Raw genomic sequence first — 22017 nt, 5'->3', positions numbered from 1 at the left:
CAAACGCACTCCAACACGAGCAAAGCGCGTGCCTATGCCTAGAATCTAGCTACGCTGGTAGTCATCGGCTAGGCGCACAATATCATCTTCACCAAGGTATTCGCCCATTTGCACCTCGATAAGCACAAGTGGGATTTTGCCCGGATTTTCCAGCCTATGGGGCTGCCCCATAGGGATATAAGTAGATTGATTGGTCTGCAAAAACACTTCACTCTCGCCAATTTGCACAATCGCGCTGCCATTGACAATAATCCAATGCTCATTGCGGTGAAAATGCTTCTGCAAGCTTAGGCGAGATTTTGGCTTGACGATGATCTGCTTGATTTTATAAAAACTAGATTCTAGGAGGATTGTGTAGCTCCCCCACGGGCGATATGTCGTGCGGTGTGTGCGTGTAAGCTCCGGGTAGGTTTCACGCAATAGCGGGAGAAGCTCTTTTATCCCAGCAGATTCACCCGCTTTGCTAATAAGCAAGCAGTCATCACTATCTATGACAATCATATCACTAATCCCCACGCCCACGACCGGGCGCGATGAGAGAACAAAATTATCCTTGCTATTTTTGGCGATGAAATGCGTGTTTGTCGCGTTATTTTGCGCATCTTTGGGGTATTCTTCACGCAAGGATTCAAAGCTCCCTACATCGCTCCAGTGTATCTGGCTTGCCACACAGGCGATATTTTGCGCTTTCTCCATGAGCGCATAGTCGATACTCTCATCGCTCAATTTTTCGCTTAGTGTGCGATCTAGCCGCACACATTCCTCGCCATCTATGCTAGTGCTTTGACTTTTGGCAAAAATCTCTTCGCAAAGCAAATAAATCCCACTAGCGTGCTCTCTAAGCCCCTCAAGCAGCGTGCTAGCCTTGAAGCAAAACATTCCACTATTCCAAAAATATTCTCCAGAATCCACATACTCGCGTGCTTTGCTGGATTCTGGCTTCTCATAGAAGCCTAGCACTCGCCCACTACCCTGCTCCACGCGGATATAGCCATAGCCCGTGTGAGGGCTTGTGGGTGCTATGCCAAAAGTTACAAGCTGGTTATTTTTGGCATGTGCGATTGCTTGCTCTATGGAGCTTGCATAGTGCTCAGGAGCGATGAGATGATCACTTGGAAGCGCTAAGATAATCTCATCATCTCCATAATGCTTGCGCGCGTGTAGAGCGGCGATAGCTAGAGCTGGGGCAGTGTTTTTCCCACAGGATTCTAGGATAAAATGCTCTATCTCCACGCCAATATCCTGGGCTTGATCTTTGGCGAGGAAGAAAAGTGCCTCATTAGTGATGACTTGCAGCTTTGGATTCTGGTTTAGCTCACGGAGAGCAGCGAGATTACGCAAGAGTGTCTCTTGAAAAAGTGAGTGCGGAGATTTGGCAGAAGTGCCATTAGTCTGGGGGTTTGGAGTATGGGCGATACGAGGTTGCATAAGTGTTGCGGATTTTGGAGACTCTTTAGGCAGAATCTGCGCAAACTGCTTTGGCAAAAGCTCCCGAGAAAGCGGGAAAAGTCTCGTCCCTGACCCACCACACAAAATACTCACCACCATAACCACTCCTTAGACTTAAATCATGTATGTTTATCATCACTTATGAAACTTATAGCATGCACAAATACAATGCAAAATGCGCAGATTATAACACAGAGAGCATAAACGCAGGTAAAACATGGATAATACAGAAAGACACAAATGACCGAGAAAAGACCAAACCCCCAGAATCCAATTTACACTAGATTCTGGGGGTTTAGATTCCAGCAGAAGCTAGAATCTAAACCCTAGTAGGAGAATTTCGCAAACACACGAAGCGCATTTGCGTTGAAGTTTGAGCTACTGCCTGTGATATTGTTTTTGATATACGCATAGCCACCACCGAGATCTAGCCCCATGCCCTTATGCTGCCACACATGGAAACTAGACATGATGGAGTATTCTTGGTATGTCCCAAATGCCGCCATACCATCAAGCCTCATCCACTTCATATCGACACCGCCAAACACATAGCCATAGAATGAGCCATTAGCGAAATATGGAGCTAAATTGCCTCCAGGAGCATTTGAGCCTGCAAAACTTCTACCATAGAATTTAGAAGAATCACTCATCGCATAAATATGGCTACCAGCACCACCTAGCACGCCAACAATCCCCGCACCAAAGAGGAACTGCTTCTTATAGCGGAATGACTGATCCCCCCAAACAAGCCCAGAGATAGAGTCTTTTGGGCGATCCCAGTATTGGAACATACCATGGAGAATCGTTGTGCCCTCTAAACCTTTAAAATCAAATTTATACCCAGCTTTGATACCCCCTTGGAGAAGCAGATTGTCGCTTATGCCTGCACCGCTGTTAAAAAGCACAAATGGCTTAAGCAAAAAGCCTTTATAGCTAAAATCCACGCCCCCAGCGACAAGCTCGCCTTGACCAAAACTGCTGTTTTTCGTCGTGCCAGACATATAGGCAGTTAAGCTGGAGAGATCGCTTGCGATTCTGTTGCCTTGGAGACTATTGTATTGTTTGCCATTGTAGAGATAAGAGTTGGCATAAGTAAACCAATATACCATTTTATCTTCATAGGTGCTAAAGCGCAGTGAGAGCCCTTGCACATTGCCCTGGAGCCAATCAAACTTCATAAAGTCATTTTTAAACCGCCCGGCATAGAAAGAAATCAAGCGGTTTTTATACCCAATGTAGGCTTCTGACGCATCGCCAGCACTCGCATAAGGCTGCGCCTTGCTATCGCTATCATAAGGTGTCCAAGCACCAATTGCGCCAAGCCCCCAGCGGAATCCATTTGTCAGCGAGAAATCTGCCCCAGCATTTGCTAGCACACCGGCAAAATGCTTGCTGCTGCCGCTAAAGTCAATCTGCCCCAGCGCACCAAGCTTGCCATAGGTGCTTACATTGATATCCACTGCATTTGCAGCACTAAAAGCTAGTAGCGAGCTAAGCGCCACGCTCTTAAAGCCTACGAAAGTTTTCATTGAAGTCCTTTTTGTTAAAATAAGCGCGGATTATAGCTAAAGTTTTCTTAAACCAATTCAGCGCTACTTCTGCGGCAACGCATAGATATAAAAATGCCCAGGTAGATTCCAAATATTGCCAGAAAAGACAAGATTGCTCGAGTCTTTTACAAGCGCGTATTTCATCAATGTCTTTATCCCCACAAAGCCTAGATTCCACCAATGATCTGCGTGATATACGCGCTTATAGCTAGAATCCAGTTTTGCAATATAATCGCTATTTATAGGATTGCTACTAAAGGGTGTTAGGATTAGATATTGCGGCTGTGGTGCATTGTGTGCCACCCTAGAATCCACTTTTTCAAAAGTGGATTCTAGGCTTTTGCGCAAAGGATTGTAGAGATCCCTATCAGGGACAATACTTGCCTCCACGCCAGAGTATTCAAGCCATTTTTCAAAGCTATAGCATATCTCGCTTTTTTCTATCAATGAGCAATCTACGCCTTCAAGCATTATCGTAGCAGGCTTGTTTTGGCTAGAAAAAAACGCTAGAGTAGATTGGAGATTTTGCCCAGTGGCTTTATAATGATTGATAGTAAAAACGGAGTAAAAAAGCGAGTTGCTTACAAAAATACCTGCGCAAAACACAACCACCACCATAGTAACTTTACGCATAATACTACCCATAACGCCAAGCAAAGCAGGGGTAGCACTCAATGCCACCAGCCCAAAGATATAGCCCGGAAGCGGATAATGTGCGCTAGAAGAGATATTAAGCACCAAATACGCCCCCATAAACGCCATAGCAGCACAAAGACTAGAATCCAGTATTGGCATAAATGGCAAGCTTTTAGGGCTTGCTCTATAAGTGCGCATAACCACAAACACACGATAGAAAAATATCAGCGGCACAAGCACGAACAAAAACGGCTCATTCATAATATAAGTGAAAAGATTTTTCCCAAATACGATAAGCGGATTATGCAGTGTGTCGCCATATCTGCCGCTAGTGGTTTTCTGCGCGATGACAAAGATATAGTAAGCAAGCACCCACACTACACAAGCGCATAGTAGCAGAACATCAAATGCGAGTAGCTTGCCATTGGGCTTTTGGCTAGAGTCATAGCGTTGATTGATCCAAGTTAGCAATAGGTGCATAAATGCAAAGCCGCCAATTAAGATGAAGCAAGTTTCTTTATAAAAGCAAGCAATCATCGCACTAAGCGCACCTATAATAAGCACAATCATACTTAATGCGCCCCTATTGTTTGCGACAAATGCGTAGCTTGCAAGCATAATGCTTAAAAACACAAGCTCCATTCTCTCAGGCACAAAAAGCCGAAACCACGAGCCACAAAATGCTGGGGTCAGCAAAAGCAATGCAGTCAATATATAGGCAGTTGTTTTAGGATTTTTGGTAGATGGGGCGATGATGGGCAGCAGTGTGGCGATAGCATAGCTAAGGCACAATCCCACAAGCAGCACACAAAGGGCATTAAACCCATAGAAAACAGAAGCAGAAGTACCAAAAATCGCGCTTAAGACATTGAGATCCTGTCCATCTAGTGGAAAAAATCTGCCAATTTCTGGGATAATAAAATGCGCTAGCGGGATATTTTGCCCTATAAGGAGATACTTTGTAAGCGTGTGGTCATCGATGATAGCAAAAGCACTATCGTAAAACACGATAAACGCATAGCAGCATAAAAAAGCGAAAAATACAAAAGTAGCGACAGAAGACGAGCTAGAATCTAGATTCTTTGCCCCCCCCCCCCCCCTTTTACACGAAATGCAGCGGGATTTGACATTAACTATCCTTTCGAATGATTTGTGTGTGAATGCTGAAAAAGCAAAGCTGCGATTATAATAAATGTTTGTTTTAGATATTGCTTAATTTGTCTTAACTTGCGTAATTTGTGGTAGAATTGCGCCCTTACACTAAAGCAAGGTTGAATCAATAGGAGTTACTATGAGTGTGCTTTTTATCACCATTGAGATTATTTTGGCTATCGCTATCACGGGCGTCGTGTTGCTGCAGAAGTCTAGCTCGCTAGGGCTTGGTGCATATAGTGGAAGCAATGAATCACTCTTTGGCGCAAAAGGACCAGCAGGATTTTTAACAAAACTTACAATCGCACTTGCGACGCTGTTCCTGGCTAACACAATTTTCCTAGGCTACCAGCTCAACACCCAGCAGCAAAAAAGCGTCTTTGACAATGTCAAAACAGAGAAAACCACCCCATTAAATACGCCGCTCGACACCCCACTTGGTGCACCGCTAGAACCAGAAGCCCAGAATCCACTCTCCAAGCCACAGCCCTAAACCGCCACAAGGAACACATAAGGAGCTCATATGACACAAGAAATCCTCTCTGGCACCAAGTCCCATATGGAAAAATCCCTAGAATCTCTACGCCGAGATTTTAGCACGCTTCGCAGCGGCAAAGTCTCTACAAGTATCCTTGATAATATCCGCATAAACTACTACGACACCCCTACCCCGCTCAATCAAGTAGGCTCTGTCATTGCCCAAGATGCAAGCACGATTATCATCACGCCGTGGGAAAAATCGCTGCTAAAAGATATAGAAAAGGCAATCCAAGAGGCAAACATTGGGGTTAATCCAAATGTCGATAGCGAGTGCATCAAGCTCTTTTTTCCCCCGATGACCCAAGAACAGCGCAAAGACATAGCCAAGGAAGCAAAGGCTATGGGCGAAAAAGCCAAAGTCGCTGTGCGCAATATCCGCCAAGATGGCAATAATCACATCAAAAAACTTGAAAAAGACAAGCAAATCACCGAAGATGTAAGCAAAAAAGCCCAAGATGATGTGCAAAAGCTCACCGATGAGTTTGTCAAAAAAATCGATGAAATGGTGCGCCACAAAGAAGAAGAGGTCATGAAAATCTAATGAATAAATCACAGCTAGAAAACATCTATAAAGAAGCACACGCGCTCTTGGAGGGGCATTTTCTCCTAAGCAGTGGCAATCACTCCACCCACTATCTCCAATCCGCCAAAGTGCTTGAAAATCCACAAATCGCTAGCCAGCTAGGCGATGCGCTAGCAGCACAGATCAAGGCTGCTGGCATACAAGCTGATACGATTTGCTCTCCGGCTCTTGGTGGGATTCTCGCGGGTTATGAGCTTGCACGATCTCTTGGCGTGCGCTTTATTTTCACAGAGCGAGTCGATGGACAAATGCAACTTCGACGTGGGTTTAATATAGAATCTGGCGAACGCGTAATTGTATGTGAAGACATCATCACCACAGGTGGATCTGCGTTAGAATCCGCACGCTGTGTGGAATTTTTAGGCGCAAAGGTTGTGGCATACGCTGGGCTTGCTAATCGCGGATTTTGTGTGCGCATGGATTTTGAAAGCAGAGTATCCGGCGCAAACCCCAAGCAAAAAAAACCCGAGTGTCGCCTACCCGATTCACTTCCACTCTTTGCGCTAGGGGATTTCGAGTTTGAAATGTATGCACCAGAAGAATGCCCGCTCTGCGCCCAAAACCATAGCAAAGCTACAAAGCCCGGATCTAGGGGCAATAGCTAAGGAGCGGAAAATGGACTCTGCTCCCAGATTTCGCGAGATTAAGAAATCTCTCAAATCCCAAAATACCCCCAGCCAATCCAAGCAAATAAATAAACACCAGGCAAAATCTACACTCCTACAAATCGCACACGAACTCTATCTCAAGCGCAGGCTAAAAGCCCTGCTGGTAGATATATTTATGATTTATACGCCTATCGTCTATCTTGCTTATGTCATCGTAGGTGGTGCGCAGGAGTTTCGCAGCAATCAGCCCATCATCTTTGCCTGCTTTCTTGCGTATGCATGCATTAGTGCGATATTTATCGCAAAAAGTGGGCAGACACCGGGGCTACGCTATGTAGAGCTACGGATCGTGCGCGCAGATCGCGCAGAATCCGTAGATTCTGCGGATACTTCAGCAAACCCAGAATCCAAAACATCTACAATAGGATTCTGGCAAGCACTTTTGCGGGAGTTTGCATGGGCATTTTCTTGTGCCATAATGGTTGGATTCATTGCGCCATTTGTAGGCAGCCATCATCGCAAATCCCATCAATGCCTGCATGATTTGTGGCTTAGGACAAGGATTATCGAAGCGCCAACAACACCCAAAAAGCCAGAATAATAAAATTGGCACACCATTTGCTTGGATATTACCAACTTTCGAAAAAAGGATGTTTGATGACGAATCTCACACAGAATTTTAGGGCAGTATCAATCGCCGCTGTCGCAGCACTCAGCCTAGCAGCCTGCATGGGGACACAAGAGAGTGTTGGGCTCACACCGCCAAGCGCAGATTTCCAACCTACGGGGATTGAAAATCCTGGGTTTGGCATAAATGGAGTCAATCCCCCCATGATGAATCCACCACTCGCCAATCCGCTTCCAAGCCCAATCATTGGAAATAATCCAATGATTGATGATGACCAAGCTGACATGGGCGCACCATCTCGTGGAAGCGAGCCAATCATTCAAAACAACCCCAACCTAACACCAAGCAATATTATTGAGCTACAAGTTACAGGCACTGGTGTCGCGCCACAAAATTCTATCTCCCCAGCACAATCCACCGCGCTTGCCAAGCGAGCAGCAATGATTGATGCCTATAAACTTCTGGGTGAAAAAATGTATGGTGTAAAACTCAATGGTCAAGACACAGTGGAAAACATGGCAATCACTAGCTCAACGGTAAAATCTAAAGTCCAAGCCCTCGTGCGTGGCGCAGATGTGGTAAATGTCGATTGCAAAGCCGGACTATGCCAAGTAACCATGGAGCTAAAACTCGATGGTCGCATTTGGTATCGCGCACTTGGTGGGCGATAGGCGACGTGTTTAAATACACCAGAGCTCTGTGTGCTAGTGCGCTTGTTCTTGCTATAAGTGGGTGCGCCAATTTTGCTGCACTAGATTTGTTCGTCGATAAGCCTGTGAGCAAGGACGCTCGCACAGAATACGACAAACAAAAACAAGAAAATGCTCCCAAGAAAGAGAGTGGGAAGCGTATCTTATACATCAATGCAAAAACATTTCGCTACTATGAGTATGTAACGCTTGCTGTGAATAAAAAGCAAGAGATTTTCATCGATCTTTTTGCTGCCGGAAAGTCTCTGGGCACACTTGAAGTGCGCAAGCGCAAGATTTGCTTGCTCAAAGACTGCGTGCGCAAGTGGCCCGCTGCGAAAGAGTTCTTCGGCAAAGTAAGCTATGGCGATTTGTTTGATGATATCTTCTTTGGGCGTGATATTTTTGGCGGAGTAGGTAAGGTTATCGAGAAAGATGGGACATTGGTGCAGCGATTTCAAAAAAATGGCGAAATCATCTACTATCGGCGCACAAGTGAGGGCGTGTTGTTTAAAAACATGAGTAACGGGGTTGTTGTATCGCTACATCAATATCAAGAACCAAAAGTCCCAAAAGAAATGGAAGACAACTAGAACAAAAGGAAAGTAATATGAAAAAAATATTTGGGAGTGGCATGACAAATATAATCGTTTATGCGCTAGTTTGGGCGATTGGACTTGTGGGGCTTAGTGCATGCGCAAAAAAGCCCCACATGCAAGGAAACTTTAAAGCTACTGAATGCAAAACAATCTGCAATAATAGCGAATGCAAGACGCGTTGCCTAAGTGCTGATGGAAGCTTCAAGTAATTGTCAGCAGGAAGCAGAATCTACTTGCTTTGATTATGCCGCACCACCGCAATCTAGCTGTGAGTTTTGCCAATTTTGCGCCAACAGAATCTAGCTAGATTCTACACCAAATTTTGCACGGACTTCTAGAAATTGGTGCAGCTTAAATTCCAGAAAAGACGCCCAAAGCCCTAGAAGCTTTCAATTATATCAACACCTGCAGGCGCAGTGAAGACGAACTCACTCTCGTTAATCGGGGTATTGATCTGCACTTTTGAGAATATAATTTCCACGACATTATCAAACTCATCTACAAATGCAAGTTTTTTGGGCAAATCTTTTTCTAAAAGCAATGTATAGCGGATATTTTCAAATTCTGTGGTGTATGTGCCATCTGGCTGCCTGGTAGCCTGTCGCAAAATTTTAAGAAAATCGATCTTCGCATGTCCCATGCTAGCTTGCTCGAGCAGTGGTTCATACACGACAGCTTTCCCCTCATTGATATAGATTTCTTTTTGCGTAGGCTTCTCATAGATCCATTTTGCTCTAGCGGGGGACTTTACATATAGCTTGCCACCATACACAAGTGTATTGCCCTGACTTTTTGTATATTGAGTAAAAGAAGCCTGCAGCGTCGTAATATGCTCGCCAAGACCATAGGAACAAATATAGCAAAAGCTAGCAACCAATAACACTCGTAACAATCAAAGCTCCGCGCAAGTCTTCAAAGCCTAGTGGCAGCCACAGGACTCGCCACCACCGCCACAGCAACCACCTCCACCATGATCATGCCCATGCTCGCTATCACAAGATCCGCCACCACAGCAACCGCCCCCTGCCATACCGCGTAGCACCTCATCTGGCGTAGCTTCACGAATATCCACGATCTCCACATCAAAAAGCAATGTCTTCCCAGCAAGTGGGTGATTATAATCGATCATTACGCTACTATCGCTAAAATCCTTTACAATAACTTGCACGGTCTGTCCATCTTCGGCTTGCCCAAACAATGTCATACCCTTTTCTAGCACAATCCCATCAAATTGATCTCTAGGCACCTCCTGGATAAAATCCTGCTGATACACACCATAGGCATCTTCTGGGTTTATGGAGAGGTTCAACTTATCTCCCACTTTTGCACCAGCAACTGCCTGCTCAAGCCCGCTTATCACCTGACCAGCACCGAGTAAAAACTCTAGTGGCTTAGCTGCTAGGTTGCTATCAATCACCTCCTTAGTATCAGCCTCCTTAACTTCATACATGATTGCAACAACCTGTTTTGCTTCTGTAGAACTCATGTTTATCCTTTAGTTTTTGATTTGCGTAAGTCTTTGGCTTTTTTGCCTTGCTCAGATTCTGGATATAGTCGAATCAAAGAATCCAAGAATTTATTGTAATTATCCATATCTTTAGAATACCTAAAAGCCCAGGCTGTATGCCATAGGAGAATAGGCATATAGCTGGCTTTGTCATCTAGGGAAGCGCTTTTTTTATAGTAGCCTATCGCTTCTTGAAACTTGCTGCGCTGATATTCGATCTCGCCAATCATATAGAGTGATGAGGCGGCTTTGTAATTATTTTTCACAAGCCATTCATAGCGCTTTTTCGATTCTGCAAGATTTTTCTCCCGATAGAGCTTCCTAGCCTCATCAAGAATCTCTTTATTACTAAGCTCTTTAAACGACCTATCTGCACTATTAGTTTTGCCAGAGGCTTGCTGCTTATCGGTTTTTTTGGGAGAATCTATTTTGGAGGGACTTGGCTTTGTCTCACTAGAAGTGCTTGATAAGCCAGGCGCACCAGAACCACCCTTTGCGCCGGAATCCATAGCGGAGCTAATCCCCAAAATATCCTCATTAAGCTTTGCTAAATCCTTAAGCTTACTATCAATCTGCTCAATTAAAGCAGCATTCTGTCCTATGGACTTTTGGAGATTCTCTATGGTTGCCTGCTGCTGCTTTATTGTTTCATTTTGATAATCTAAGCTTGATTGGAGAGCTTGGATTTTTGTCTCTTGCCGACCTACAGTATCCAGCAGTGATTTGATACGCAATGCCTGTCCATCAAGCACGCTTTGTAGCCCATCTTTGGATTGTTCAAGCACTTGGATTCTTGCACTATAATCAATTGCTAGATTTTCAAGATTTTTGTTTGTAGTCTGGAGATTCTTGAGCTCTTTTTTTGTGGCGCCACTTTGGAGCTCAAATGCAGAAGGCTCAGCTGCAAGCGACACAACTAAGCCAAGCAAAAAGCAAGCGATAATGCAAATATGATTCACTATGCTTTGCTCTTGTTACTTTGATGCTTTAACATCCGATCTGCGGTTTTCTTGATAACATTCTTTTGTTTTATCCATACATACCGGCTTACTTTCGCCAAAACTAATAACTCGAATATTATCTTTGTTTGCACCTTTAACAACAAGCGCATCACGCACGGCAATAGCACGCTTTGTCCCAAGTGCATAGTTATATTCATCTGTCCCAAACTCATCGGTATTGCCTTCTATGACGATTTGTGCAGATTGCTCCTTAACTTTCTCGGCAATTTCATCGACAGCACCTTGCATATCAGGACGGATGACAAATTTATCAAAATCAAAATACACACTGCCTAGCAAATCAGTAGCGGACTCGGCTGGCAAAGGTGTAGAGATAGGATCACCGGATTCTGGGGCTTGTGTTTGGATTGTCTCATCACCACCCCCCACAACATTCACCTTTTCCTTTGGACATCCCGTGAAAACAAAAAGCGCTGCAATTGCACCAAAAATCACCACATTTTTCATTTGAAGCTCCTTATGTGAGTATATAGTTGGATTATACCAAAGTTTTATGATTTTTCTCTGCTTTTTACCGACTTTCCACACACTACCAGTCAAAAGACTGGATATTAGCCTTGCTTAGCGGAAAGAGATAGCTTTTATTATGATCAAGACGAATCACACCCAATGCCGTCTGCCCAGAAGTATGCTTCAAAAACATCACACTCCCCCCGTCTTTAGAGAATCTAGGCATCTGGTTGTTCCCAATGGCAGTTAAGCGGCGAATATAATCCGTTCTCATAGAAATGAGATAGATATTAAAGGTGTTTGCACCAAACTCATTATCGCTCTCGCGACTTGAATAGGCTACATAATCGCCATGTGCAGAGATAGAGTTGTTATTACGCCCATGATAGACCACCTGTTCTGCTGGGGCTTCGAGATCAAGCTTCTTGGCGTAGATGTTGGCATAGCCAGAACGATCAGAGACAAACACCATAGAGCGCTCTTTATCTATAAAATACCCCGATACATCGATACCAGAATATTTTGTGAGCTGCGAGAATGTTTTGCTTGAGACATCAAACAAATAAATATCTGACTGGTGCTTAGGCGCCAGGGTGATGAGAAGCTTTTTTCCATCCTTACTTATGTCTGAAACAGCCGCCATTCCATCACTATCGACAATATGTTCCGATTTCCCCGTGTAGATATTGTGCCTCACAATCGTTGGGCGTGTGAGATATTTAGTATAATAAATTTCTTTTTGCGTAGAATCCGCCCATTTGGGGAATATATTTAGCCCACCTGTGATAATAGGCTGCCTGTATGTCAAAGTATAGTCGCTTAGGACGATATCCGCAAGTCCAGAGCTTGTGTATTGAGAAAATACTACATAACGATTCATCCATTCAATTGTAGGAGCTTTGATATAGGCATTAATCTCCACAGCCATTTTGTGTGCAATAAATGGATAAAGCGCACTATCAGTAATTTGATATGTTTTATTGATCTGCAGCGTCGAGGCATTATTATCATAGACAAGTAGCGAAGCCTTAAGAATCTTATTTTCTTTCACAACTTGCACAATACCAACAAGATCAATTTTTTTACTTTGGTAGGCGCTAAAATCTATAGTATTTTTGCTATACACATTGCCATCGATCGGCTCAAAATGCCCAGAGACATTAAGATCTCCCAATAAGACCTTATAGATTCTCTTAGCCAGCACAGAATCCCCGCCTGCAATGTAGCCTACCTCGATCTTTGGCGTGCGGTTAGTAGATTTAATAATATCAATTGTCGCATCTGCTCCAAACAACAAACCCATAGAACACAACATAACCCATAGAATCCTCTTCATACCAGCTCCTTATCTTAGTCTAGTCTAAAATTTACTTCTATCTCTATCATTTTACCTTTGGGGTATGGAGGGAAACTTTCACCCTTTAGCGATTCCAAAAGCGCTATGATATTTTGATTGTAGTCTTCATACCTCGAAAGGCGAGTGATGCGATAATGAAAAGCACCTGTGTTTGTTATACGAAGCAATGCCGTAACCTCTGCGTCCTGATAGTATTTGGCCTGCCATTTTTGGTAGATTATATCATAGATTTTACCAAACCATTCATTATACTCACCATCAGCAAATTCTGGAGAAATGCTTTGAGACTGGACATTCAAAGCCTTGTTCTCTATAGCATTAAGATTGGAATTTAATTTATTAAGGCTGTCTTGGATTGATTTTAGTCTATCTCGATCCTTTTTATTTTTTGTGTTTTTGGCATTTTGGCTACGATTATCCCCCTGCTCTTTTGCTGTAGTGGTGGTATCTGGGATAGTGGAGAAAATATCCCTCACCCCCATACCCTCAAGATGTGTGCCAGAATCTTGCTTACTGGAATCCTGTGGCTCAAATACACTCAAATCCACAGATATGGACCGCTCAAGGATCGTGTCGGCTCTTGGAGCGTATTTTTTCGTAAAAACAGAAGAGAGTTCAAAAATCAAAAACAACAACACAAGGCAATATGACAAAAACGCATATATGCCACTCCAGACTAATAGCGATTGCCTCCGCTCACCCATTGGTCACCAGAGAAACTTTAGTAAATCCAGCTTCTTTGATACTTTTTAAGATATATACAACAGACTCATAGCTCAAATCTTTGTCTGCGCGAATAAATACCGATGTATCTTTCTTACTATACTGCTTTGCTAGGAGATTGAAGCTATCGGGGAAAATTTTATAGTCATAGGTGGTATTTTTGATGTAAATTTTTTTATGTTTATCAATACGCACTTCAAGCATATTATCCTGAACTTTTTTCACAGACTTGCTACCTTTAGGCAGGGTAATATCCTCCTGATACACAATCGTAGGAGTAGTAACCATAAGAATAGCTAACAGCACAAGCATAATATCCACAAGCGGGGTAATATTTAACTCTGGCTTATCCTCCCAAAGATACTGCTCATCCATACAGATACCTACTTTGCGGAGGTGAGATAATCAATCTGCATTTGGACATAGATACCAAGATCATATACCCTGCGCTTTAAAATCATGAAAAACGTATATGCTGGAATCGCGGTTAAAATCCCAGCAGCAGTAGCAACAAGTGCTTTAGAAATCACAGGGGCAATAATATCAAACGACACTTGCCCGGTATTGCCGAGCCGACCAAACGCATCAAGAACCTCCACCACCGTGCCAAACAACCCAATAAACGGGGAAGTGGATGCGATAATACTCAAAAATGAAAGCCCGCCGGTAGCTTGCTTGAGCGTCTCATTCTTCCAAAGCGAAAATATCCCAGAGCCCACATTATAATCCACGCTCAGAAAAATCGCCCCTCTAGGAAACTTCTGTTCGCCCTTCAAGATAGATTCCAGAGACTCACGCTCATCTTTGACCATTTTAGAAATGGCGAGATATTTGTAGAAAAAAATCCAAAGTGTAAGAAAACAATATAAAGACAACCAGCACAGCGTGATGATTGTAACAAAATTAGATTCATCAAAAAACTGAAAAATAGCACCCATTACAAATGACTTCTATAAACGACTTTTTGCTGCCTGCTCAATTCTTGAGACAACAGAATAAATAGCCACCTTATCATTTGAAGCTTCCTCGAGCAATACCTTTGCCTGCGCAATAGCTTCTGAGACACCGCTTTCGCTCTGACCGCCAATAGCCACAGCACCATTTGCAACGATATCCACCCTAGATGAAGTAATCTCGGCGTAACCCCAATCAATAGCTACCAAATCACGCGAATGCCCCTGTAATATCTCGATTACACCGGCTTTCAACAGAGACAAGAGATTTGAATGTCCATAGAGAACACCAAATTCACCATCTACACCGGGCATAGTGATGCTATCAACAGCACCAGAAAAAATCTCTCCATAAGGGGTAACAATACTTACTGCTAGTTTTTCCATGCACCATACCTAATCTTATTTGTTCGTTTTGCTTATATTTAGCCTTGTGCTTTGCGCCACACTCCAATGAGCTACTTATTCATTTTCTCTGCTTTTTCTATCGCCTCTTGGATATTGCCAACCATATAAAAGGCATTTTCTGGGATATGGTCATATTTCCCATCCAAAATACCTTTAAAGCCCTCAAGCGTTTCTTCTAGCGTAACATATTTGCCCGGACTCCCAGTAAAGACTTCTGCGACAAAGAATGGTTGAGATAAAAACTTCTCAATTTTTCTTGCCCTCTCGACGGTTTTTTTATCTTCTTCAGAGAGCTCGTCCATACCAAGAATCGCAATAATGTCTTGCAGGTCTTTATATTTTTGCAAGATTTGCTGAATACCAGTAGCAACTCTGTAGTGATCATCACCCACAATTTGTGGGTCAAGGATCCGCGAAGTAGAATCTAGCGGATCAACCGCCGGATAGATTCCCTTCTCGGCAATTTTCCTATTCAAAACAGTAGTCGCATCAAGGTGTGAGAATACAGATGCAGGAGCTGGGTCGGTCAAGTCATCTGCCGGGACATACACAGCCTGCACAGAAGTAATTGAACCTTTCTTTGTTGAAGTAATGCGCTCCTGCAATCTGCCCATTTCACTTGCTAGCGTAGGCTGATACCCGACTGCCGAAGGGATTCTCCCCAGAAGTGCTGACATCTCTGCACCAGATTGGGCATAACGGAAGATGTTATCTATAAACATCAACACATCAAGCCCTTTCTCATCACGAAAATATTCAGCCATGGTAAGCCCTGTAAAAGCGATTCTATTTCTTGCCCCTGGTGGTTCATTCATCTGCCCATAGCACAAGGCAACCTTATCTAGCACACCCCCTTCTTTCATCTCGTGATACAAGTCATTACCCTCGCGAGTTCTTTCTCCAACACCCGCAAACACGGAATACCCACTATGTTTATAAGCAACATTATGAATAAGCTCCATGATGACAACAGTTTTTCCAACACCAGCCCCACCAAACAAACCAACTTTACCGCCTTTAGAGTAAGGAGCAAGCAAATCTACGACTTTGATTCCCGTCTCAAACATCTCGGTTTTCGTGCTTTGATTCTCAAATTTTGGCGCTTCCCTATGAATGCTCCATTTTAGCTCTGTTTCAACAGGCTCTCCACCATCAACCACATCACCCACGACATTGAAAATTCTACCAAGAACCTGCTCACCAACTGGCACCTCTATCATTTTGCCACGCGCCACCGCGACCTGCCCGCGTGTCAAACCCTCAGTCATATCCATCGCTATAGTTCGCACACGATTGTCTCCAAGGTGTGCTGCAACTTCTAAGACCAAACTTTTTTTCTCTCCATCAAAATCATAAGCAACATCAAGTGCCTCATTGATTGAAGGAAGATATGAATCAAAATCCACATCCACCACTGGACCCATTACCTGAATAATCTTTCCTTCCATACTCATACTCCTTTAGTCAAATTTACTTCATTGCTTCGACACCAGCATTAATCTCCACAAGCTCTGTTGTGATAGATTCCTGCCGCGCCTTATTGTAGGAAATCGTCAAATCCCGCACAAGTTCACCAGCATTTTTGGTGGCAGCATCCATAGCCTGCATTCTCGCACTATGCTCGGCTGCCAAAGAGTCAATAAGCGCATAATACATATTATACTCAATATACTTTCGAGCCAATTGATCCAACACCATATCCTCCTCATCATCAGGTTCAATATTGACGCTAGATTTTGCCGCTTGCACATTCTCGATCTCATCTGCCGTATGTAGCCCCAAAGGCAAGATGCTCTTGGTTTTCATTTCTTGAGAAAGCTTATTCTTAAACCCATTATGCACCAAAATAACCTCATCAGTCAGTCCATCCAAATAATCCTGGGCAACCTTTTGAATAAAGTCGCTAGACTTCTCATAGTCAGGCGTAGAACTTAGCCCAACAATCTTATCCATTATCTCAATTTCATTAAATGTAAAATACGCGATGCCTTTTTTCCCTACACCACGCAACCTCACTTTAATTCCTTGAGATTTAAATTCTGCAACAAGCCGCAAAACCTCTTTAATTGTCGCAGCATTAAACCCTCCACACAGCCCCTTGTCAGCAGTTACAAAGATAATATCCACTTTTTTAATTTCTTTGTGCTTCACATCGACAAAAAAATCACTGTTGATGTTATCGAGCCCACGCACCTGAACCTTTGAAACAATATCTTCAAAGATACTATTAAGCTTGTCGGCATAGACACGCGATCGTCTTGCCATCTCTTCAGCTTTTTTTAGCTTCGATGTAGAGACTAACTTCATTGCACGCGTAGTTTTTTGTGTATTTTTTACGCTCTCAATCTTCGTCTTAATCTCTTTTAGGTTATTTCCCATCACCCTACTCCAACTCTATTTAGCTGAAACTAAGCTTATACTCTTCAAGAGCCTTTATCGCAACTGCTTCCAAATCCTTATCTAAGGCTTTTTTATTGCGAATCTCTTCAAAAATTTTAGGATACTTCGCCTCTATGAATGGGTATAGATCATTCTCAAAATCTACAACACGATTCACAGGAAGATCGTCCAAGAATCCTTTTGCCCCAGCAAAGACAATAAGGACTTGCTTCTCGATTGCCAAAGGTGAATAGGGAGATTGCTTCAATACTTCTACCATCCTTTGACCTCTTTCCAGTTGCTTGCGACTTGTCTCATCTAAATCGGAGGCAAATTGCGAGAACGCCTGAAGTTCTCGGTATTGCGCAAGATCAAGGCGCAATGTCCCAGCAACTTGTTTTGTCGCCTTAATTTGTGCAGCTCCACCTACACGAGAAACAGACAGCCCTACATTGATCGCTGGACGCACACCCGAATTAAATAAGTTTGTTTCCAAAAATATCTGTCCATCGGTAATGGAAATTACATTTGTAGGAATATATGCTGAAATATCTCCAGCCTGTGTCTCAATAATTGGCAATGCCGTCAAAGATCCAGCACCCTTCTCATCAGATAATTTCGCTGCACGCTCAAGAAGCCTAGAGTGGATATAAAAAACATCTCCAGGGAATGCTTCGCGACCAGGAGGTCTGCGCAGGATCAAACTCATCTCCCGATAAGCAACAGCATGTTTGCTCAAATCATCGTAGATAATAAGAGCATGGCGTGCATTGTCTCTAAAATACTCGCCAATAGTTACACCTGTATAGGGAGCAAGATACTGCATGGCAGCGGATGAGGATGCTGGCGCATTGACAATAACAGTGTATTCCATCGCACCATGCTCTTCAAGCTTTCTTACCACTTGTGCAACAGTGGATTCCTTTTGTCCTATTGCCACATAAATACAAATAACATCTTGTCCCTTTTGGTTAATAATCGTATCTATTGCGACAGTAGTCTTACCTGTCTGCCTATCGCCAATAATCAACTCCCTTTGTCCTCTACCAATCGGAACAAGTGCGTCGATTGCCTTTATTCCTGTTTGCAACGGTTCATGAACTGACTTTCTATCCATGATACCAGGAGCCTTTTGCTCTACGAAACGAAATTCACTCGCTTCGATGGCGCCTTTCCCATCAATTGGCTCACCAATAGTATTGATAACCCGACCAACAACCCCATCGCCAACCGGAACTTTCATAAGACGCTTAAGACGCTTTACAGACATGCCCTCTCGAATGCTGCTACCATTCCCAAGGATAACAACACCAACATTACCTTCTTCCAAGTTTGAAGCTAGCCCAACATCACCCGTCTCAAACTCCACCATCTCATAAGACATAACATTTTTGAGTCCATACACCTTTGCCACACCATCCGCATAGCCTATGACCCTACCAGTTTCAGCTATATCAACACTAACATCAAAGCTATTGATTTTGTCTTTGATGATTGAACTTATTTCCTCTGACTTCAGTTTTTTTACCACTTGCATACTCCTTGTGCTGAATTTATATGGATTTTACAATATGCGATTTAAGATTCTCGAAAAATCTTTTCTTGAGGAAAGAAATTTCTACCCCTAAATCCTCAACAACCAATCGAATCCCATCAACCTTAGCTGAAACCTGCTCAACATCAAGATTAACACCAAGCCTACCCGATAGATTCTTCACAATACCAGAAACCGTATCGGAATCCAAATTCTTAGGCGCATATAGAACTGCCTTATAGCTATTTCCTAACATGCGCAGGTGGGATTGTATAACATCGCCTATGAAAGGCAAAATATCCAAACGACCATTCTCAATTAGCAAATTCAAAAATGAGTCTAGACGCTCATCGTTATTAAACAACGACAAAAGCAAATTCTTTTTTTGCTCTCTTGCCACATATGGAGAATACACAATATCCCTAAATTTCTCCAGTGCAAAAGCCTGTGAAGCCCCATGAAACAATGCTGCAATTTCTTCTAAATCTTTTGTATCAAAATGCTGTATCAGCGCGCAAGCATACTTTTTTGCAATAATCTCTTCCATACTACGCCACCTTCTTACTCAAGATTCTCACATACTCTTGCGTATCAATGTCGGCTGCCTCACTATTAAAAAGCTCTTTAAGCACAGATTCTACAAGCTCCACCTTTGCTTTTCTCTGCTCAAAAGCCATGAGTGATTCGTTTGACTTAATCAAGCTCTCGATATCGGCGCTACACTGCTCCTCGCATCTCTGGGCTATGACAATAGCTTCTTTTTTTGCCGTAGTGATAATATCACTCGCCTTTTTTCGTGCCTCATCAAGCTGCTTTTGTGCCTGCTCTTTTGCTTTTTTTGCAACGCTTATCTTGCTTTGCACTTCGTCAAATCTCTTGCTAATCCCTGCTTGACGAGCTTGAAGCAACGCTTTAAGCCTATGCGCACCAAGATACCATAAAATAGCAAGAAAAATCGCAAAATTTATCACGCGCTCACTAAAGTCAGTCTGGGCTATATTCACCTCAGCCGCACTAGCCACACCGACAAAGCAAGCCAGAACCAGACCATATCGAATGCCGTGTTTCATCATATCTACTCCCATGCCCACTAAATTGCCCGAATCTTGTCTTTCAAAGCCACTTCAAATCCACTTAAATCAGCCAAAAGCTCCTGCCGAGCCCGAAGCTTCTGCTCCTCAAGTTCAGCGCGGAATCGATCTGTTTTACCCTGGATCTCACTTGCAATCTTTGCCATTTTAGAGTCATACTCCGCCTTAGCGCTTTCTGTAGCTTCCTCTATAATCTTACCCGCCTGCATTTTAGCATCCGCAAAAAGCGCTTGAATTTTGGCTTGAATCTCCCGCACCTCATCATTATCGCCTGCGGCAGTATCCATATCCTTACGCAGTGAATTCTCACGCTCGTCCATGAATGCAAGTAGCGGTCTAAATAACCAAGAGTTAAGCAAAAACATCGTGATAAGAAACACCACAAAAATCAGTAACATCAGGTATGGATCAGGAATGGTAATACTCATCTGTATCCTTATTTTGATTTGACTTTACTGGATTGTAGCAATCCAAACCTTAAATCAAGATTTTAATTTTTTGATCAGCAACAAAATTTCATCACCCTTTGGCGTGATGGTAATCTTTCCACGAGCTACCTGCGCAGAAACACCCATTTCTTCGAGCACTATCAGCAATTCTTCGAGTGCCTCATTACTACTAGAATTTTTAGTTTTCTTAGGTGCTTGCCTGTTTGATTGACCAAGCTTCATGTTTTTAGCCAGCTGCTCTGTCTCTCGCACAGAAAGCTTCTGCCCAATCACAGAATCCGCCAAAACCTGCTGCTCTTTCTCTGGCAATCCAACCATAATTTTGGCATGCCCCTGAGTCAGTTTGTTTTGCACAATGAGATCTTGCACATACTCGCTAAGCTCAAGAATCCGCAGGGTGTTAGTGATCTGGACACGAGATTTTTTCAGCTTTTTAGCAAGCTCTTCGTGCGTGATGTTGTAGTCATCAATGAGTTCTTGATATGAGTGTGCAAGATCAAGTGGATTTAGATTCTCGCGCTGGATATTCTCTACAATCGCCAGCTCACGCAGCCTACCCTTATCAATATATTCGTTGGCAATGACAGCTTTTATCGTGCCTTTTTTGGCTAATTTACTCGCGCGAAGCCGCCGCTCCCCCGCGATCAAAAAATACTCCCCCTCATCTTCATACACCAGCACTGGCTGGAGTAGTCCATGCTCTGCAATCGAGCTAGCCAAATCTTTTAGCGCCTCTGTGTCAAATACCTTCCTAGGCTGAAAAGGATTGGGCTTAATAATATCAACACTTAACTCAACAATAGATTCTGTGTATTCGCCTAGGTTTTTCTCATACGCATTTTGCACTTCACCTAGCAGCTCACCCAGCCCACTTCCTAGAGCATTTTTCTTTGCCAACTTACGCTCCTTGCAAAATCGCTTGGGCAAGATCTTGATACGCTATGCTACCGCTAGATTTGATATCATAGAGCAAAATTGGCTTCCCAAAGCTTGGAGATTCTGCAAGCTTGACATTACGAGGAATGATGATGTAGTCTTTTTCCTCCTCTCCAGCTTTTTTTCCTCCTGCCTTTTTAAAGAGTTTAGAATCAAAATGTCGCGACAAGTCTGTAAAAACCTGCTTAGAAAGGTTGTTTTGCGCGGAAAACATCGTAGGCAACAGCCCGCGGATCTCAAGCCCAGGGTTTATTCCATTATCTTTAAGCAAACGAATCGTATTGATAAGCTGCGCCAAGCCTTGAAGCGCATAATACTCGCACTGGATAGGGATAATCACAGAATTTGCCGCAGCAAGCGCATTGATTGTAAGTGGTCCAAGTGCAGGCGGAGAATCAATAATGATGAAATCATACATATTTTCCACTTCAGCGATTTTTTTCTTGAGGATCAACTCCCTACCGCTTTTATTGGCATAAAAATTCTTCTCAATCCCCACAAGACCGATATCCGAAGGCACAAGGTCCATAAATGGGATATTGGTTTTTTGGGTTACCTCGGAGATTTTTTTACTTCCCATAAGCACATGATAGATATTAAACTCAATATCCGATCGGCGCAACCCCAAGCTTGTTGTCGCATTTGCCTGCGCATCAAAATCTATGAGCAGCACCTTTTTCTCAGCGATCGCCAGAGAAGCCGCGAGATTCACAGCTGTGGTCGTTTTCCCTACACCACCTTTTTGATTTGCTACAGTGATTACCTCATACATAG

General features: G+C 43.3%; 26 protein-coding genes and 1 pseudogene. 7 read left to right on the top strand and 20 right to left on the bottom strand.

Features of this window, described 5'->3' with window-relative positions; translation table 11 throughout:
• Positions 1-45: 45 nt before the first annotated feature.
• The 3 genes from Q0171_RS05060 to Q0171_RS05050 all read right to left on the bottom strand — a co-directional run bounded on the left by Q0171_RS05060 (position 46) and on the right by Q0171_RS05050 (position 4643).
• Complete coding sequence (locus Q0171_RS05060) at positions 46-1548, bottom strand: mannose-1-phosphate guanylyltransferase/mannose-6-phosphate isomerase (RefSeq protein ID WP_299327400.1); 1503 nt, start codon at positions 1546-1548, stop codon at positions 46-48.
• A gap of 227 nt (positions 1549-1775) precedes the next feature.
• Complete coding sequence (locus Q0171_RS05055) at positions 1776-2978, bottom strand: hypothetical protein (protein ID WP_299327398.1); 1203 nt, start codon at positions 2976-2978, stop codon at positions 1776-1778.
• Between the two features lie 63 nt (positions 2979-3041).
• Positions 3042-4643 (bottom strand): hypothetical protein, encoded by a 1602-nt coding sequence (locus Q0171_RS05050; RefSeq protein WP_299327396.1) that lies wholly within the window; start codon positions 4641-4643, stop codon positions 3042-3044.
• Between the two features lie 283 nt (positions 4644-4926).
• Here Q0171_RS05050 and secG point away from each other — a divergent pair.
• The 7 genes and pseudogenes from secG to Q0171_RS05015 form a co-directional block, all read left to right on the top strand.
• A pseudogene (secG, locus tag Q0171_RS05045) lies at positions 4927-5190 on the top strand (preprotein translocase subunit SecG); the annotation flags it as partial.
• Positions 5191-5310: 120 nt separating this feature from the next.
• Positions 5311-5868: a ribosome recycling factor gene (frr, locus tag Q0171_RS05040; RefSeq protein ID WP_299327392.1), complete on the top strand. Its 558-nt coding sequence runs from the start codon at positions 5311-5313 to the stop codon at positions 5866-5868.
• Entirely contained in the window at positions 5868-6515 is a 648-nt protein-coding gene (pyrE, locus tag Q0171_RS05035; RefSeq protein ID WP_299327390.1) for an orotate phosphoribosyltransferase, read from the top strand. Before frr ends, pyrE begins: the two co-directional genes overlap by 1 nt.
• Before the next feature lie 10 nt (positions 6516-6525).
• Complete coding sequence (locus Q0171_RS05030) at positions 6526-7119, top strand: RDD family protein (RefSeq protein WP_299327388.1); 594 nt, start codon at positions 6526-6528, stop codon at positions 7117-7119.
• Between the two features lie 56 nt (positions 7120-7175).
• Positions 7176-7817: a hypothetical protein gene (locus Q0171_RS05025; protein WP_299327387.1), complete on the top strand. Its 642-nt coding sequence runs from the start codon at positions 7176-7178 to the stop codon at positions 7815-7817.
• 5 nt (positions 7818-7822) lie between these two features.
• A complete protein-coding gene (locus Q0171_RS05020) occupies positions 7823-8428 on the top strand; it encodes a hypothetical protein (RefSeq protein ID WP_299327385.1) in 606 nt (201 codons plus the stop codon).
• A gap of 17 nt (positions 8429-8445) precedes the next feature.
• Entirely contained in the window at positions 8446-8643 is a 198-nt protein-coding gene (locus tag Q0171_RS05015) for a hypothetical protein (RefSeq protein ID WP_299327383.1), read from the top strand.
• A 170-nt stretch (positions 8644-8813) separates the two neighbouring features.
• Here the strand turns inward: Q0171_RS05015 and lolA are convergent, their stop codons facing one another.
• From lolA to Q0171_RS04930, 17 genes are all read right to left on the bottom strand, one after another.
• Positions 8814-9311 (bottom strand): LolA-like outer membrane lipoprotein chaperone, encoded by a 498-nt coding sequence (gene lolA, locus Q0171_RS05010; protein WP_299327381.1) that lies wholly within the window; start codon positions 9309-9311, stop codon positions 8814-8816.
• A 42-nt stretch (positions 9312-9353) separates the two neighbouring features.
• Positions 9354-9920, bottom strand: a complete 567-nt coding sequence (locus tag Q0171_RS05005; protein WP_299327379.1) for a peptidylprolyl isomerase — start codon at positions 9918-9920, stop codon at positions 9354-9356.
• Positions 9921-9922: 2 nt separating this feature from the next.
• Positions 9923-10855 (bottom strand): tetratricopeptide repeat protein, encoded by a 933-nt coding sequence (locus tag Q0171_RS05000; RefSeq protein WP_299327377.1) that lies wholly within the window; start codon positions 10853-10855, stop codon positions 9923-9925.
• 60 nt (positions 10856-10915) lie between these two features.
• On the bottom strand, positions 10916-11410 hold the full coding sequence (locus tag Q0171_RS04995) for an OmpA family protein (RefSeq protein WP_299327375.1): 495 nt from the start codon (positions 11408-11410) through the stop codon (positions 10916-10918).
• 82 nt (positions 11411-11492) lie between these two features.
• Positions 11493-12749, bottom strand: coding sequence for a Tol-Pal system protein TolB (gene tolB, locus Q0171_RS04990; RefSeq protein ID WP_299327373.1), 1257 nt, complete (start codon positions 12747-12749; stop codon positions 11493-11495).
• A 14-nt stretch (positions 12750-12763) separates the two neighbouring features.
• Positions 12764-13318, bottom strand: coding sequence for a TonB C-terminal domain-containing protein (locus Q0171_RS04985; protein ID WP_299327371.1), 555 nt, complete (start codon positions 13316-13318; stop codon positions 12764-12766).
• A gap of 148 nt (positions 13319-13466) precedes the next feature.
• A complete protein-coding gene (locus Q0171_RS04980; protein ID WP_299327369.1) occupies positions 13467-13868 on the bottom strand; it encodes a biopolymer transporter ExbD in 402 nt (133 codons plus the stop codon).
• An 8-nt stretch (positions 13869-13876) separates the two neighbouring features.
• The gene (locus tag Q0171_RS04975) at positions 13877-14431 is read right to left on the bottom strand and encodes a MotA/TolQ/ExbB proton channel family protein (protein ID WP_299327367.1); all 555 of its coding nucleotides are present in this window, start codon (positions 14429-14431) and stop codon (positions 13877-13879) included.
• Positions 14432-14443: 12 nt separating this feature from the next.
• On the bottom strand, positions 14444-14833 hold the full coding sequence (gene atpC, locus Q0171_RS04970; protein ID WP_299327365.1) for an ATP synthase F1 subunit epsilon: 390 nt from the start codon (positions 14831-14833) through the stop codon (positions 14444-14446).
• A gap of 71 nt (positions 14834-14904) precedes the next feature.
• Positions 14905-16302, bottom strand: coding sequence for a F0F1 ATP synthase subunit beta (gene atpD / locus Q0171_RS04965; protein WP_299327363.1), 1398 nt, complete (start codon positions 16300-16302; stop codon positions 14905-14907).
• A 22-nt stretch (positions 16303-16324) separates the two neighbouring features.
• A complete protein-coding gene (atpG, locus tag Q0171_RS04960; protein WP_299327361.1) occupies positions 16325-17233 on the bottom strand; it encodes an ATP synthase F1 subunit gamma in 909 nt (302 codons plus the stop codon).
• Between the two features lie 19 nt (positions 17234-17252).
• A complete protein-coding gene (gene atpA, locus Q0171_RS04955; protein WP_299327358.1) occupies positions 17253-18764 on the bottom strand; it encodes a F0F1 ATP synthase subunit alpha in 1512 nt (503 codons plus the stop codon).
• A 22-nt stretch (positions 18765-18786) separates the two neighbouring features.
• Positions 18787-19314, bottom strand: a complete 528-nt coding sequence (locus tag Q0171_RS04950; RefSeq protein WP_299327357.1) for a F0F1 ATP synthase subunit delta — start codon at positions 19312-19314, stop codon at positions 18787-18789.
• Between the two features lies 1 nt (position 19315).
• Positions 19316-19840 (bottom strand): F0F1 ATP synthase subunit B, encoded by a 525-nt coding sequence (locus Q0171_RS04945; RefSeq protein WP_299327356.1) that lies wholly within the window; start codon positions 19838-19840, stop codon positions 19316-19318.
• 17 nt (positions 19841-19857) lie between these two features.
• Positions 19858-20286, bottom strand: coding sequence for a hypothetical protein (locus tag Q0171_RS04940; protein ID WP_299327355.1), 429 nt, complete (start codon positions 20284-20286; stop codon positions 19858-19860).
• A 54-nt stretch (positions 20287-20340) separates the two neighbouring features.
• On the bottom strand, positions 20341-21204 hold the full coding sequence (locus tag Q0171_RS04935; RefSeq protein WP_299327354.1) for a ParB/RepB/Spo0J family partition protein: 864 nt from the start codon (positions 21202-21204) through the stop codon (positions 20341-20343).
• A 1-nt stretch (position 21205) separates the two neighbouring features.
• On the bottom strand, positions 21206-22015 hold the full coding sequence (locus tag Q0171_RS04930) for an AAA family ATPase (RefSeq protein WP_299327353.1): 810 nt from the start codon (positions 22013-22015) through the stop codon (positions 21206-21208).
• Positions 22016-22017 lie beyond the last annotated feature (2 nt).

Source organism: uncultured Helicobacter sp. (genome assembly GCF_937906905.1).
GTDB lineage: Bacteria > Campylobacterota > Campylobacteria > Campylobacterales > Helicobacteraceae > Helicobacter_B.
Note: the sequence above shows the minus strand (reverse complement) of the source record. Positions and strands in the feature narration are given on the sequence as shown.

Excerpts from the sequence above, each read along its gene's own strand:
- Q0171_RS05060 (WP_299327400.1), bottom strand. The coding sequence starts at position 1,548 with ATGGTGGTGAGTATTTTGTGTGGTGGGTCAGGGACGAGACTTTTCCCG.
- Q0171_RS05055 (WP_299327398.1), bottom strand. The coding sequence starts at position 2,978 with ATGAAAACTTTCGTAGGCTTTAAGAGCGTGGCGCTTAGCTCGCTACTA.
- frr (WP_299327392.1), top strand. The coding sequence starts at position 5,311 with ATGACACAAGAAATCCTCTCTGGCACCAAGTCCCATATGGAAAAATCC.
- pyrE (WP_299327390.1), top strand. The coding sequence starts at position 5,868 with ATGAATAAATCACAGCTAGAAAACATCTATAAAGAAGCACACGCGCTC.
- Q0171_RS05030 (WP_299327388.1), top strand. The coding sequence starts at position 6,526 with ATGGACTCTGCTCCCAGATTTCGCGAGATTAAGAAATCTCTCAAATCC.
- Q0171_RS05025 (WP_299327387.1), top strand. The coding sequence starts at position 7,176 with ATGACGAATCTCACACAGAATTTTAGGGCAGTATCAATCGCCGCTGTC.
- Q0171_RS05015 (WP_299327383.1), top strand. The coding sequence starts at position 8,446 with ATGAAAAAAATATTTGGGAGTGGCATGACAAATATAATCGTTTATGCG.
- Q0171_RS05005 (WP_299327379.1), bottom strand. The coding sequence starts at position 9,920 with ATGAGTTCTACAGAAGCAAAACAGGTTGTTGCAATCATGTATGAAGTT.
- Q0171_RS04995 (WP_299327375.1), bottom strand. The coding sequence starts at position 11,410 with ATGAAAAATGTGGTGATTTTTGGTGCAATTGCAGCGCTTTTTGTTTTC.
- tolB (WP_299327373.1), bottom strand. The coding sequence starts at position 12,749 with ATGAAGAGGATTCTATGGGTTATGTTGTGTTCTATGGGTTTGTTGTTT.
- Q0171_RS04980 (WP_299327369.1), bottom strand. The coding sequence starts at position 13,868 with ATGGATGAGCAGTATCTTTGGGAGGATAAGCCAGAGTTAAATATTACC.
- Q0171_RS04975 (WP_299327367.1), bottom strand. The coding sequence starts at position 14,431 with ATGGGTGCTATTTTTCAGTTTTTTGATGAATCTAATTTTGTTACAATC.
- atpC (WP_299327365.1), bottom strand. The coding sequence starts at position 14,833 with ATGGAAAAACTAGCAGTAAGTATTGTTACCCCTTATGGAGAGATTTTT.
- atpD (WP_299327363.1), bottom strand. The coding sequence starts at position 16,302 with ATGGAAGGAAAGATTATTCAGGTAATGGGTCCAGTGGTGGATGTGGAT.
- atpG (WP_299327361.1), bottom strand. The coding sequence starts at position 17,233 with ATGGGAAATAACCTAAAAGAGATTAAGACGAAGATTGAGAGCGTAAAA.
- Q0171_RS04950 (WP_299327357.1), bottom strand. The coding sequence starts at position 19,314 with ATGGAAGAGATTATTGCAAAAAAGTATGCTTGCGCGCTGATACAGCAT.
- Q0171_RS04945 (WP_299327356.1), bottom strand. The coding sequence starts at position 19,840 with ATGATGAAACACGGCATTCGATATGGTCTGGTTCTGGCTTGCTTTGTC.
- Q0171_RS04940 (WP_299327355.1), bottom strand. The coding sequence starts at position 20,286 with ATGAGTATTACCATTCCTGATCCATACCTGATGTTACTGATTTTTGTG.
- Q0171_RS04930 (WP_299327353.1), bottom strand. The coding sequence starts at position 22,015 with ATGTATGAGGTAATCACTGTAGCAAATCAAAAAGGTGGTGTAGGGAAA.